The following is a 13,579-nucleotide window of genomic DNA, read 5'->3' as shown; positions in this document are numbered from 1 at the left end:
TCGTGTTGTTGCGCTCCATCGCGTAGATCATGCGCGAGGTCGTCGCCATGTAGGTCGTGCCGGTGCCGCTCGGGCTCACGAACGCGTCCACGTACAGCAGGATCGCCAGCCAGTTCAGGTTCAGCGCGATCGCCAGTTCCGCGAACGGCGACTTGAAGTTGAACGTGTTCCAGCCCTTGAGCACATCAGTAGGGTTGACCGCGCCGATGTAGGCGATCTGCAGCAGCACGTAGATCACGAGCGCGCAGAGGATCGAGCCGATCACCGCGAACGGCACGCTCTTGGCCGGATTGCGTGCTTCACCCGCGAGATTGATCGGGCTCTGGAAGCCGTTGAACGCGAACACGATGCCGCTCGTCGCGACCGCCGTGAACACCGCCGACCAGCCATAGGGCGCGAAGTCGGTGGACTGGCCGAAGTTCTCGTGGTGAAAGCCCGTGGTCATCAGGCCGATGATGGTCAGGCCCGGGATAATGAACTTGAAGATCGTGATGGCGCTGTTGGCGCGCGCGAAGAGCGTCACGCCCCAGTAGTTGAGCATGAAGTACACGATCACGAGCAGCGCCGAGAGTCCTAACCCCGAGTGGGTTAATGACCCGTCGACGAAGAGCGCGTGGGCCCAGTCGTAGGGCCAGGTGCTCATGTACTGGATGGAGGCTTCGGCTTCGATGGGGATCACCGAGACGATGGCGATCCAGTTGGCCCAGGCGCTGATGAAGCCCACCAGCGCGCCGTGCGAGTAGCGCGCGTAGCGCACCATGCCGCCCGACTCCGGGAACATCGCGCCGAGTTCGGCGTAGGTGAGCGCGATGGCCAGAATGACCACGGCGCCGATCACCCAGGCGCAGATGGCCGCGGGACCTGCAATCTTCGCCGCCTTCCACGCGCCGAACAGCCAGCCCGAACCGATGATCGAGCCGAGGCCCGTAAACATCAGCGCAAACGGGCCGATGTTCCGTTGTATTGATTGATTCACATTGTCTCCTTGGACAGCGCGCAAGGGCGAGACAGGCGACCACGGTACGCGTGCAGCAATGCCGTGCCGGTCTTCGCAGGTCGGCGAGGGGCCGACAGCGCTGGTTTTTGTTGCGGTGCCCTGTGCAGGCGGGCAGCCGCCGTTATGGCGGAGACGCGATAATGAAGTGGCGGATCGCGGTCGTCTAATGCTGTATCAGCATGAGCATATGCAAAGTTTGCATAATGGGACGAAGCCCGTCCCTGCCCGCACTTTACTCAGGCGATGACCCGACGTTGACTGCCGCTTCGTGACGGGTCATTCAATCGTCTGATCTGCATTGCCGAAATAGAAACGGTTTGTAAGCGGTTGCGCTTTGGGAACGCAGCTTGGGGAATCGCCGTGCATCTGCGTCGATATGCTCGGAGTTCTCATACAAGCCATGAAGCCGCTCACGACGGCGATCGAACCATGTCAACAGGACGTAGTGCTTTTGGCGGTGTCTTTTGCGGTGTTGCCAGGCGCCTTGTGTTTGCGGCACTCCTGACTTCAGCGCTGTCGCTTCAGGGCTGCGCAACCGCCGTGGAGAATATCGCCGTGGGCGCCGGGCTCGGCGCGGTAGGGACTGTGGCGGCGCTCGGCTGCATGTTGACGTGCCAGGGACACAGCCCCGGGTGGTAAAGCGCAGCAGGCAGGTATTCAGTCCAGTCGCCGAGCGCCCATGGACTACCGGGCTTCGGCTTCACTTCCGCTGTAAATCGGCTCAGGAATCCGAGCCGCTATGCAGTGACTCAAAGAAGGCTCTCAGGTCCTCCTGTACAGGCGTGTTGACCTCGGGAGGGACGACCTGAGGGGGAGGGATGACGAGCGAATTCGGCACAAATGCCCCAGACGCGAGCGACGGGTGTTTCAATGCGGACTTCGGAAAGAGTCTGTAGTCGACGGCGTGATAGCGCTGAATGGCGGCGTCGTAATCCGCCTCACTGAATGCCAAAAAGAATTCCGCAAAGGCCGCGCCAAGCTCTTTGAATTGGGCGTTCTGCTGCTCATGCGTCTTCCATGCTTCGCTGGACAGCAAATGATAGGCGTACTCCGCCCACTTCTTCTTGTCCTCGGCATTGCACGTTACCCACATGGGCTCGACCACTTTGAACTCACGATAAAAAACGGTGTGATTCCGGAAGAAATTCCACATCCTGAACAACTCCCGCACCTCTGAGGTACACACCGGCACCTTGTTCCCGACGAGCGGATCGCGCCCTTCGAGCGGAAGTGCCGTCTTGTTCAGGATATGTTCGGGCGTCAGCTCATCCAGCGCGTAATGAATGACGCCGCGTTGGTCAAGTACGACGTCATAGAGCAGAAATTTGCACGCTCTGCGGGTCATGAATTGACGCACGGAAATCAGATTGCCGATCTGGGGCAGTTCGGGCGGCGTCGGGGTCAATCCGCTCGCATCTTTCTTGATGCCCCGGATGACCTTGTCCGCCGGGGTCCGACTCACGGAATAGGGCGACTGATTGAACTTCGTGAAAAAATTGGCCTGCTCGGCAGTCGCCTGGAAGGTCTGGAAAGGTTCGGTCACCCGTGGGGTGAATGTGAGGGAGAGGTCGTGATCCGGATGATTCCCAACCTGGGGGGTGGTTGCAACGCTAACGTGCTTGCTAAAAGCCACATAGCTATTGGAACGCGCCGGCACAAGGTTCCCGCCATTGCTTTTGTATAGGTTGCAATGTTCATTGAACAATTGCTGCCTGGCCAGAGGTTGTTCGGGTACGGCTAGTCTCCCGGTTTTGATTGAATGCCACAATGCCGCTCCGGCGAAGTATTCAAGGATGACATTGCCAGTGCCAAAGATCATCCCTCGGTAAAACAGTCGATCGGCGTTCTTGTCGCTAATGAAGCGATCGATGAAGTCGCACGGTCGGCCCGTGCTGGCGGAATCGACGAGATAGAGGGCGGCTTCCTGAGACAGAATGGTCGGCATACGGGCAGATCTCCCCTCGGCTTCGCCAGATACCTGGCATAACTACGCGAATGCTATTTCGTATCCTCGACTTCCGGCAGCAGTCCCAAGGCGCTGCCCAGCATGCGCCCCCTCTCCCCCGTCGTCAGTTCGACCAATAATGCGGGTAACGGCTTGGCCCCCCAGTCCAGCGCACGCTTCAGCATATAAGGCACGGGGCTATGCGGCTCGTAGCGCATCAGATAGTCGGCAACGATAGCCAGCAGCCGGTACGCTTCCTCCCGCGACTGCAGCCTGTCGATACGCTCGACGGGCCGGCTCTCCGGCATGCCAACCACCGGCAACTCCTGAATCGGTGCGACCTCAACCATCGCTTCCTCCTTCCAGTCGGGATGCAACGCGAGCCACTCGCGCAAGACACCCTCTATCCGCTCGATCGTTTCCAGCAGCGGCGCGAACCCCGGCGCCTCCGCGCCGAGCCTCGGCGTGCACCACGCATCGAGTCTCGCGATAGGCTCGCGAGCCGCGCCAACGGCCTGTAGCTGCGCATGCAACGCGGCGGGCGTTGCGGCCAGCACCGCCTGCACGAGCGCCATCGCCGCGCGCGCCGCTTCTTCGCGCCTGGCGGCCGGCACGTCCTTGCGATCCTTCACCGCAACGGCCTCGCGCTGCGTGGCGAGCCAGCGCGCAAGCGTCAACGCGGATCCATCCGGCCCGGCACACAGCGCAATGCGCCCCGCGAGCAGGGTTGGATAGTTCTGCGAAATCCACACCAGCGGCGCGGCGCGAAAGCCATAATCGCCATCGCGCGGCAGCGGATGCAGGCTATCCCAATGACGCGTGCAGAGTTCGCTCAGCAGTTCGAAACATGCCGGCAAAGCACCGCACCCGTATCGATGCAGCCAGCTCTCGCCCAGCCACGCCGCCAGCGTGAGGTCCTTGCTACGCTCCGCCAGCAGCGTGCGGCATCCGGTCTCGACCTCGGCCCAGTCGGCCACTTTCAGCGCGGTTTGCCAGATGCCGGCCGGCAAGGCCGGATCGTCTTCGCGGCGCGCGGCCTTGATCGCGTCGAATGCGGGATCGTGAAGCAGCGAGACGCCGCCGGGCGTGTCGCCCGGTATCGGCTGAACGAGCGCTTCGATGTCGTAGATCGGCTTCATCCGTGCCCCGCTTCGGCGTCTGCCGGCCACTGCCCGTAAGTGACGGTCCGCGGGATATACAGGCTGCTCCCCGGCGCCGAGAACGGCAGGTCCGGATACGAGAGCGCGGTCTTCGACGCTCCCGTCATGCCCACGCGCATGAACATGCGCGCGGTCTGGGTGGCGCCGCTGCGATCGCGCACCGGAACGCTCAGCAGCATGCGCGCATTGCCCGCGCCCTCGGCGCCCTCTTCCGGCACGGCGTGAAGGCGCACGAGACGCAGCAGCGCCCAGGTGTCGTTGGCGGCCCAGGTGGCGTCCTCGCCGTCGACCGACAAGGTCGGCTGGGCGGCGTCCTGCATCGGTCGCCACGGGCCGTCCTTGGCCCAGCGCAGGCTCAGCGCGGCGGGCTGTCCCGGCGCCCAGCGCAGCGGCGGACCGCCGCTGGCGGGCCACGCGAGCATCTGGCTGCCGCTCTCGATCGACCACTGGATCACCTGGTCGGCACCGGTTTCGTCGCTGCGATCGATGCGCCAGTCCACCGCCACGTCGACGCCCACGAGCGCGCCGTCCGCCCCCCGCGCGACGAGCGCGTCCAGCCACGGTTTCGCCCGCGCGAGTTTGGCGAGAAACTGCTGTGCGTCCGGATGCGCGGCGCCGCTCGCCTCGGCCGCGCTGATGCCCCGTTGCGCGTCCGCGAGCTTCGCATCGAGCAGCGCCACGAAGGCCGCCGTCTGGCGCAGGTCGGCGGCGGGCGCATTCGCGTCGGCGGAAAACGGGAAGCGGCCGGCGAGGTTGCGCGCGAATGCGCTGCGCAACTGTTCGTATGCGTCCATGCCGGTGCCGATCTGCAAGCGGTAGCAGCGCTCGCGTGCCGACGAAACGAGCTGCACGCCCGCGCTCGCGATGACGTCGCCCGTTGCCGGCACCTCCGCCTGCGCGAGCGAGGCGCCGCAGGTGTCGAGGTCCATCTTGTCGAGCTGATTGGAGATGATGGCCGGCACGGCCACGAGCGCGCTGGCCGGGCTCCTCGCGCGGTATTGCGTGAGATCGGCGAACAGCGCCTTCCAGCGGGCCACGAGATGCGCGTCCGCGGTGGACAGCGGCGGGTTTTGCGTGACGAGCCAGTCGAGCGCGCTGGCGGCGCCGGCCGCCGCATCGGAGACGGCGCCGGCTTGCGCGGCGAGGTAGGTTTGCAGCGCTTCGGGCGATGCCGCGCCGAAGGCTCGCTGCGATCCGCCCGGGCTGCCGTTCCAGCCGGAGAAGTCGCCGCGCAGCGGTCGAAACGGCTCAAGCGATTGCAGTTGCACATCGGTCGAGCGCAGCACGCCGAGCGCGGCATCGCTCACGCGCAGCGCGACCGCCTGCGCGAGGTCCGTGCGCCCGAGCGAATCGAACGCATCGACGAGGTCGAGCGCGTTCTTGCGCAACGCGTCGAAGGGCGGCGCCTGCGTTTGCGGCACATATGCCACGTCGCGCGGCGTGCCGGGCGCGGCGGGCTCCGATAGCGCCGCCACCATGCTGTGCACGGTGGCATTGCCGGCCGCGGCGAGCAACGCGCCGCGCCACGCCTCGGGCGCCTGGGCGAGCAGTCCAGCGGCGTACTGCTTGTACGCGGGCAGCACCGCGAGCGCCTGCTGGGCCGAATCCGCCGTGACGCTGCGAATCTGCGGCTCGCCGCCGCCCTCGCCCGAAACGAACGACTGGCCCAGCAAGGTTCGCAACGCGTCGCGCAGCGGCAGCAGATCTTCCGCGAGCTGCAGACCGCTGCTGGTATTCGAGGTCAGGACGCCGGGCAGGTTGCCGCTTGCGAGCCACCGCGCCGCAAAAGCGCTCTGCTCGCCCTGCTCGTGCTCGAGCACCGCGGCAACCGGCCCTGCGCCGATCAGGTGCAGCCCTTTCGCCGTATCGAAGGTGACACCCAGCCCCGGCACGATCTCCTGGCCGTGGGCGCCGGCCCAGCCGTGGTCCGCCGTATCGACCTGGGTGGCGAGCGTGTCGATGCGCGTGGCCAGTTCGTCGAGCGCCGCCGTCGTGGGCGTCGCGCCCGGCGCCTTGAGGTCGCCCAGCATGGACTGGATCTGTGCCGCGTTCTCCGTGAGTGAGGAGTCCAGATAGATCTGGTCGAACCAGTGATCGAACGTCTCCTCGAAGCAGACGCTCGCGCGAGCGCGCGCCGCGAGCGCATCGGCGCCGTCGAACGGCAGCGCCCCGTCATCGGCTCCGAACGCGCGCAGGGCTTCGTCCAGCGCCGGGCGGTCCTGCACGTGATCGGGCGGAAAGCTCGTGCCCGCCGTTCCGTGCATGAGCTGGGCCAGCATCGCGGTGTTGCCGCTTTCCGGATCGACGAGCTCGTTGTAGCTCTGAACGAGGCGCTCGGTCTGCGCGGCATTCGTTACCAGACGCGTTCCCGCCGTGTACTCCGGAAGATCCTGGGGCCGCCGCGCGCCGCCCGCCGCGGCGGCGTCGCTGGCCGACGGATCGGACGCCGCGGTCGTGTCCGCGCAGTTCAGGCTGGCGAGACGGTTGACAAGACGCTCGCGCAGCGGCGCGAACACGAGTCCGCTCAACATGTGGTGCTGCGCCTCGGTGAGCCGCTGCCGCAGGCCTAACCAGGAAAGCGGCATGAACAGCGTCGAGAGCTGCCAGCGCGGCACTTTGACGAACGCATCGGCTGCGCTGCCAAGCACGTGCGCTGCCGCCGCTTCGCTGTCACTCGCCGCCGATTCGTGCCAGGCCACGCCGGCAAGCGTCAGCGTGTCGTAGGCGCCCGCCAGCGCGTGCGCGTCGCTGCGCACATGCCAGGTCGCGAGGCCCAGCCCCACGCACCACAGGCAGCCCACTACGACCGCCAGCGCGGTGGCCACGCGGTAGCGCCGCATCCGCAAGGCGAGCACGCGCGGAATGGCGATCGTGAGCCCTTGCCCCCGCATCAGCAGATCGTGCCAAAGGCGCGATGCGAAGACCGGCGCCGCCGCGGCCGCGGGCTCGCCTGGCTCGGCGCCGGGCACGTCCTGCGCGCGCGGCACCGCGCCCACGCACCAGATCCCGCGCAGGAGCGGCGCGGTGCCGTCCGCGGCCCCGCGCAAGGCGGGTTCGATGTGCTCGCAGAGCGGCTCGCGCAGGGCGTCGAGGCGCTGCGGCAGCAGGAATACATCGCCGTCCAGCGCACCGTCCAGCGTGCCCATTTCCGTGATGGTCGCCGCGAGCGCGCGGCACAGGTAGGCGAAAGCGTCGTCCACCCACGCCGGCTCGAACGCGCGCCGCGGCGCGTATGGCGAAGCCCAGCCCAGCGGCGTCTCGGCGCGCACGCGCTTTAGTCGCGCCGCGAGCGTGTCGAAGCCCGGCACGGCATCGCAGCCGGTCACCACAACGTAGAGCGGCAGCATTTGCCCCAACTGCCGCTGCAACGCGATCAGCGTCCGCGAGGCCTCGATCGCCGCATTCGTGTCCGCGTGAGGCTGGCCGTTCTCGTCGATCAGCGTGTCGTGCGCGATCACCCAGAGCAGCGCGTCGAGCGGCCGACCGGGACGGTTGCGCAACAGCGCGCGCGTGAGGCGCCGCCAGGCGCCGCGCCGGCGTTCGACGGCTGTGCCGAGCACGTCGCCGGGCTCCGCGAGCAGGATCCCTTCCGCGTCGTTCCAGACCCGGCCGTACCAGCCCGGCTCGCCGACCGGCGCGAGGCGCCAGCTGCGCGCGAGCGCGTCGAGCGCCGCGGGTGTTCCCGTCGCCAGCACGCGCGGCACGGAGTAGGCGTCGCGCACGCCCATGGCGGCATGCACGGCGCGGATCACGGCGTTGAAACTGCGCAGCGGCTGGCGTTCGTCGCGCCCGCGCAACCAGCGTATGAGCAGCGCAATCAGCACGCACGCGAGCAGCAGTGCGATGAGTACGAGCAGGACCGTCACGAGCGTGCTCGTCATGGCCGCGCTCCGGCTTGCATCGCGTAGGGGTTCGCGTCGCCGCCATCGCGCGCGCCGACGGTGACGGCAACGACCCGTTGCACCTCGGCCGGGGATGCCAGAGTGAGCGTTTCGGCGGGCGCCGTCGAAACGGTCGGCGTAGCAGGTGTCTGCGGCACGCCCGTGGAAGGCCACGGCGCACTGCCGCCGTATGGCGCCAACGGCCGCACCGCGCCCTGCCGCCCGGCGCGCGGCAACACCACGCCCGAGGTCGTGGTCGCATCGACATGGGTCGGGCGTTCGGCCACGAGCGAAATCGCTTCGAACCGATCGAGCGCGGGCCTCACGGGCGCCGTCGCAAAGAGCCACAGCAGCTCCGAAATGCCGATGAGCGCCGCGCAACCGCCTCCCACGAGGAGCGCGAGGCGCGCGCGGTCTGGAAACATCTGGTCGAGCGGGCGCACCTCGCCCTGCGCGAGCGCGGCGCGTTCGAGCGGCGCGGCAAGGCGTTCGGGTTCGGGATCGCGCTGCATCGCGAAGGCGAACAACGCATGACGCAATTGATCGTGACGCAGCGCGCCGGCTTCGCCTCGCAGCCGCCCCTTGAAGCCCAACGTGAGGCACGCGAGGTAGACATTCGCGAGGTCGCGCTGCGCCGGATCGCGTTGCGCAAGCAAGGTTTCGATGGCGGCCGGCACGCGCTCGCCCGCCGCGCGCGTACCGAAGATCCGCGCCTCGAGCGGCTGCGCTTCCCATGCGCTCGCGCCGGGCCACGCGGAAAACAGCAGCCGTTCGTCGAGCAGCGCGACATAGGCATACTGCGCGGCCGCGATGTCCGCTTCGCCCGCCGCCCCCGTCCAGGCCATCGCGTCGCGCGCGAGCTTGCGCGTGGCGACCTGCAGCTGTGTGGCCAGCGCATTGGCTTGCTGACCGGCGTCGACGCGCTCCCCGCTATCGTCAGCAGTGCTCATCTCCCCGGCCGGTCCGGCCTGCTCGATCAGGTGCGCGCGCGCTTCTTCCGCGTGCGCAAACGCCGCGACAAACGCGCGCGTCAACGGCAAGCGCTCCTGATCGTTGTCGGCGGCGTCAAACATTGCCGGCTCCGGATCGGCGGTCGTCGTCCCCGTCGTCGGACGGCGTGAACAGTTGCACCGCCCAGGGCGCACGACCCGTGGCGGCCGACCGCACCTCGATGCACAAGGGCTGAGTGCGGTCGAACCAGGTTTCCTCCGACGAAAGCATGAAGAGCGTCGTATCGTCGCCCGTGGCGTAAGCGGAGCGCTCTTCGCGCGCAAGCCGGCGCCGCGACAGCCCGCGCATGCGCTGGCGCGCGAGCGTCGCCACGTGAGGACGCGATGCCACTACCGCCTGATCGAGCCACTGGCTCGCATCGTGTTCGCCGGCGTCGGGGGGCATACGCAGACCGATCACGAGTTCGCGCGCCACGCCGCCGCTGCTGCCGCCGAATGGCGGCGCGATCCAGAAATTGCCCCCTTCCGCGTTGAACGCGCGCACGCGGTAGCCTTGCCGTATCGTCGCAAGCGCATCCTCGGTCCACTCGAGCAGCGGATCGAACGATGCCAGCAACTCCATGTAATCGAATGCCGCGAAGGCGGGCACACCGTGCGCGGGACGCAGCGCGGCGAGTGCGCCCGCCATGCCGGCGACCACGCGGTAAAGCTCGGCGGGATGCGCAACGCCCGTGGCGAGCGTCGCCTCGACCTCCGGCAGGCGGCTCCAGAGCGCGCACAGCTGACGCTCGATCAGCGCGGCGTCGTCGCGCTCCTCCGCCCGTTGCGCCGCCTGCAAACGCCCCGCAAGAAAAACGCATTTCTCCCTCACGCGCATCAGCACCCGCATCACACGCTGGCCGAGCAGCGAGTCGGCGCGCACGAACGGACACGGCGCGGCATATTCCGCCACGGCCACGCCGCCGCCCTGCTGTTTGAGGCGCATGAGCGGCAACCGGTCGAATTCGTGCCGGCCGAGATCCGTCATCAGATGCAGGCGCGGCGACCAGGTGGTGATCGAAGCGGGCTCGCCGCCCGAAACGAGGTCCGGCACGTCCGTGCTTTCGCGCTGCCGGTAACGCCCCGCCTGGGGGTCCAGTTGTCCGCTGCGATAAAGCGGCGGCACCGCGAGGTAGATGGTGACGGCTTCATCGGGCTCGCTGAACGCGCGGGCCGCGTCGACCTCCAGCACCGGATCAAGCGGCGTGTGGCGTATCGCAAGGCCATCGGCCAGGATCGCCTCCAGGGCGCTGATGCGCACGAGCCCCTGGGCGAGGCCCGCCGCGTCGTACTCAAGCGAGAGCACGCCCCAGTAATGGGAACGCGCCGCGCTCGCCAGCAGCGCGGCATGACCCGCCGCGTGCAGCGCCTGGGTCTGGAAGTGCTGCGGCAGCAAGGGCATGCCGTCGAACCAGCAAACCGGATCGGGAAATGGAGTGCGCATAACGGAGAATGGGGTCGCCTCGATGTGCCTTCATTCAGCGTGCGGCCTGCACGCTCAGGTCCTGATCGCCCAGCAGCAGCAGCGCTTTGGCGGGGCCGGTGTCGAGCCTTACGCGATGCGCGCCCGGTGTCTGATAGTTTGCGAACACGACAACGCCGGCCCCGCGCTTGCCGCCGAACGCGAACGGCGCGGCCGCGATCTGCTGGCCCGGCACGACTTCGTAGGACACGACCGCAAGGTCTTCCGGATGATCGCGCCGCCATTGATCGCGCTGCGCGAACCACTTCGAGGACGGCAAGCCGAGCAACGCGTCGAGCAACTGCGGATTGCGAACGAGTACCGCGTCGACCGCAATGGGCGTGTCCAGATTGGCCTGGGTCGAAACCGCGATCGCCAGCGTGTCCACCTCGACCTTAGGCAGCGACGCGGAACATCCGGCGAGACTCCACACGGAGAGCGCCGCGAACGCGGCAAGCCAACCCCTGCGCGGCGTCCTGGCCGTGCGCGGCGTGTTGACCGATAGCGTGGTGATCACTACGCAAGCCCCATTGTGTGCGTCGCCTCCGGTCCGCCACGATCTCCATCGCTCACGCGGATCCCCTCATGCTGGTTCGTATTTCTAATCATTGCGCATGTTTTCCATGCCGGCAGCTTCGCGCGTAGTCTACAAGCGGGAATGACGCCCGCGCAATAAAGATTTATTACCAATCTATTCATGAAATTCGTTAAAGCAGTGTGAAAGTCACTCCAATTCATGCGCAGTAAATATTGTTTGAACTTTGTTGTTTCCTGTCCTAAAGTCGTGACCGTCGATCCTCGAGGTAACGCAGCGACGGCGAGCGAACCGGTGTCATCGCGCCAACCCTGCTTGCGGAAAAATTGTCCGCGCCTCGTATGCGACATCGGGGCATGCCGCATTGCAGTCGATATGCGCACAGGCCTCTTTCACTCGACTATGCAATAAAAGAAAGAATTCCGAGGTGACCATGGCCGACAGTACCCAGCACTGGTTCGAGAGGAACCGCCCGCCGCGTGTCCAGATCACGTACGACGTCGAAACCGGCAATGCCATCGAAAAGCGGGAGCTGCCCCTCGTGGTCGGCATCCTCGCCGATCTGTCCGGCAAGCCGGCCGAGCCGTTGCCGAAAATGACGGAGCGGCGCTTCGTCGACATCGACCGCGACAACTTCAACGACGTCATGAAGTCGATCGGCCCGCGCGCCGTACTGCAGGTCGACAACACGCTCGCCGCGGACGGCAGCAAGATCAACGTCGAACTGAAGTTCGAGAACATCGACGACTTCGATCCCGTCAACATCGTTCAGCAGATCGCGCCGCTCAAGCAGCTCTACGATGCGCGCCTGCGTTTGCGAGACCTCCTCACCAAGCTCGACGGCAACGACGAGTTGGACAAGCTCCTGCAGGAAGTCGTGCACGACCCGCAGGGCCTGAGCGAAATCCGCTCGGCCCATCCGCAGGACGCCGCGCCGGCCCAGTTGCCGCCGCCGGGCGACACTCCGGCGGCGCCCGCTGGCGAAACGCCTGCTGCCTGAATTGGGAACTGAGCCGGTAACTGCGCTACTAACCGCGCCGTTAAATTAGCGGCCAACTGCGCGACCCACTGAGCGGCGCATTGCGCCGCCTAACGGCCGCTACGCGAGGAGAAACTCATGTCCGATATACAAGCCGCCGCGCCGCAAGCGCAGGCGGAACCGGTCGCGCTGCTCGATCGCATCGTGCACGAAGGCCGCATGGCGCAGTACGAGGAACAGCAGCAGCACGCGCGCGAACTGCTGGCCGAATTCGCGCTGCAGGTGCTCGACAAGAACATGACCATCAGCCGCGACACGGTGGCGATGATCAACGATCACATCCGCAAGATCGACGAGCTGATCAGCGAACAGCTCAACGAGGTGCTGCACCACCCCGACATGCAGGCGCTCGAATCGTCCTGGCGCGGCCTGCACTTCCTCGTCAAGGGGTCCGAAACGAGTTCGCGGTTGAAGCTTCGCTTGCTGAACGCCTCGAAAAAGGACCTGCAGAACGATCTGGAAAAAGCGATCGACGTCGACACGAGCGCGCTCTTCAAGAAGATCTACGAAGAGGAATACGGCACGTTCGGCGGCCATCCGTTCAGCGTGCTGGTGGGCGACTATTACTTCACGCGCCAGACGCCGGACGTGAGCCTGCTCGAAAAGCTCGCTTCGGTGGCGGCGGCGGCCCACGCCCCGTTCATTTCGGCGGCGCATGCGCAGCTCTTCGACATGACGAGCTTCACGGAGCTCGGCGTGCCGCGCGACCTCTCGAAGATCTTCGAAACGATCGACATGCACCGCTGGCGCGAATTCCGCAAGAGCGAGGATTCACGCTATGTCGCGCTCGTGCTGCCGCACATTCTGATGCGCCGCCCCTACCATCCGGACAGCAATCCGGTGGAAGGCATGAACTTCTTCGAAGACGTGGACGGCACGGATCATACGAAGTACCTGTGGGGCAATGCCGCCTATGCGCTCGCCCAGCGGATCACCGACGCGTTCGCGCAATACAGCTGGTGCGCCGCGATTCGCGGCGTGGAGGGCGGCGGCGCCGTCGAGAAACTGCCGGACCACATCTTCCAGACGGCCTCGGGCGACAAGGTCATGAAGTGCCCGACCGAAGTGGCCATCACCGATCGCCGCGAAAAGGAACTCGACGCGCTCGGCTTCATCGCCCTCGTCCACAAGAAAAACGAAGGGCTCGCCGTGTTCTTCGGCGGCCAGACCGCCAACAAGCCGGTTGCGTACAACACGGCGGAGGCCACCGCGAACGCGCGGATTTCGGCGATGCTGCCGTACATCCTCGCCGCCTCGCGCTTTGCGCACTACATCAAGGCCATCATGCGCGACAAGGTGGGGAGCTTCATGACGCGCGATAACGTGCGCAGCTACCTGAACACCTGGATCGCCGACTACGTGCTCGTCAACGACAACGCGCCGCAAGAGATCAAGGCGCAGTATCCGCTACGCGAAGCGCGCGTGGACGTGACCGAGGTGCCCGGCAAGCCGGGCGCCTATCGCGCGACGGTGTTCCTGCGGCCGCATTTCCAGCTCGAGGAACTCACCGCGTCGATCCGGCTCGTCGCGACCTTGCCGCCGCCCGCGGCCGCCTGACCGGCAAGTTGTCC

The 13,579-nt window shown here is 66.4% G+C and carries 9 protein-coding genes; 2 read left to right on the top strand and 7 right to left on the bottom strand.

Annotated elements, in window-relative coordinates; translation table 11 throughout:
- From BAC01S_RS28335 to BAC01S_RS28305, 7 genes are all read right to left on the bottom strand, one after another.
- Positions 1–976: APC family permease (locus BAC01S_RS28335; protein WP_156954565.1), on the bottom strand; the 976-nt coding region annotated here is incomplete at its 3' end.
- Between the two features lie 742 nt (positions 977–1,718).
- A complete protein-coding gene (locus tag BAC01S_RS28330; RefSeq protein WP_027797781.1) occupies positions 1,719–2,942 on the bottom strand; it encodes a hypothetical protein in 1,224 nt (407 codons plus the stop codon).
- Positions 2,943–2,995: 53 nt separating this feature from the next.
- On the bottom strand, positions 2,996–4,081 hold the full coding sequence (gene tssA / locus BAC01S_RS28325; protein WP_027797780.1) for a type VI secretion system protein TssA: 1,086 nt from the start codon (positions 4,079–4,081) through the stop codon (positions 2,996–2,998).
- Complete coding sequence (locus tag BAC01S_RS28320; RefSeq protein WP_027797779.1) at positions 4,078–7,983, bottom strand: type VI secretion system protein; 3,906 nt, start codon at positions 7,981–7,983, stop codon at positions 4,078–4,080. Before BAC01S_RS28320 ends, tssA begins: the two co-directional genes overlap by 4 nt.
- A complete protein-coding gene (locus tag BAC01S_RS33445; protein WP_052408866.1) occupies positions 7,980–9,056 on the bottom strand; it encodes a DotU family type IV/VI secretion system protein in 1,077 nt (358 codons plus the stop codon). Before BAC01S_RS33445 ends, BAC01S_RS28320 begins: the two co-directional genes overlap by 4 nt.
- On the bottom strand, positions 9,049–10,416 hold the full coding sequence (tssK, locus tag BAC01S_RS28310; protein WP_027797778.1) for a type VI secretion system baseplate subunit TssK: 1,368 nt from the start codon (positions 10,414–10,416) through the stop codon (positions 9,049–9,051). The genes BAC01S_RS33445 and tssK overlap by 8 nt, the downstream gene beginning before the upstream one ends.
- Before the next feature lie 34 nt (positions 10,417–10,450).
- A complete protein-coding gene (locus tag BAC01S_RS28305; RefSeq protein ID WP_052408865.1) occupies positions 10,451–10,951 on the bottom strand; it encodes a hypothetical protein in 501 nt (166 codons plus the stop codon).
- A gap of 451 nt (positions 10,952–11,402) precedes the next feature.
- On the opposite strand from BAC01S_RS28305, the gene tssB reads away from it, so the two are divergent.
- Both tssB and tssC read left to right on the top strand, forming a co-directional pair.
- Entirely contained in the window at positions 11,403–11,969 is a 567-nt protein-coding gene (gene tssB / locus BAC01S_RS28300; protein WP_027797776.1) for a type VI secretion system contractile sheath small subunit, read from the top strand.
- A 117-nt stretch (positions 11,970–12,086) separates the two neighbouring features.
- The gene (gene tssC, locus BAC01S_RS28295; RefSeq protein WP_027797775.1) at positions 12,087–13,565 is read left to right on the top strand and encodes a type VI secretion system contractile sheath large subunit; all 1,479 of its coding nucleotides are present in this window, start codon (positions 12,087–12,089) and stop codon (positions 13,563–13,565) included.
- The last annotated feature ends 14 nt before the right edge of the window (positions 13,566–13,579 follow it).

The sequence above is a fragment of the Paraburkholderia acidipaludis NBRC 101816 genome, assembly GCF_000684975.1.
GTDB classification, from domain to species: domain Bacteria; phylum Pseudomonadota; class Gammaproteobacteria; order Burkholderiales; family Burkholderiaceae; genus Paraburkholderia; species Paraburkholderia acidipaludis.
Note: the sequence above shows the minus strand (reverse complement) of the source record. Positions and strands in the feature narration are given on the sequence as shown.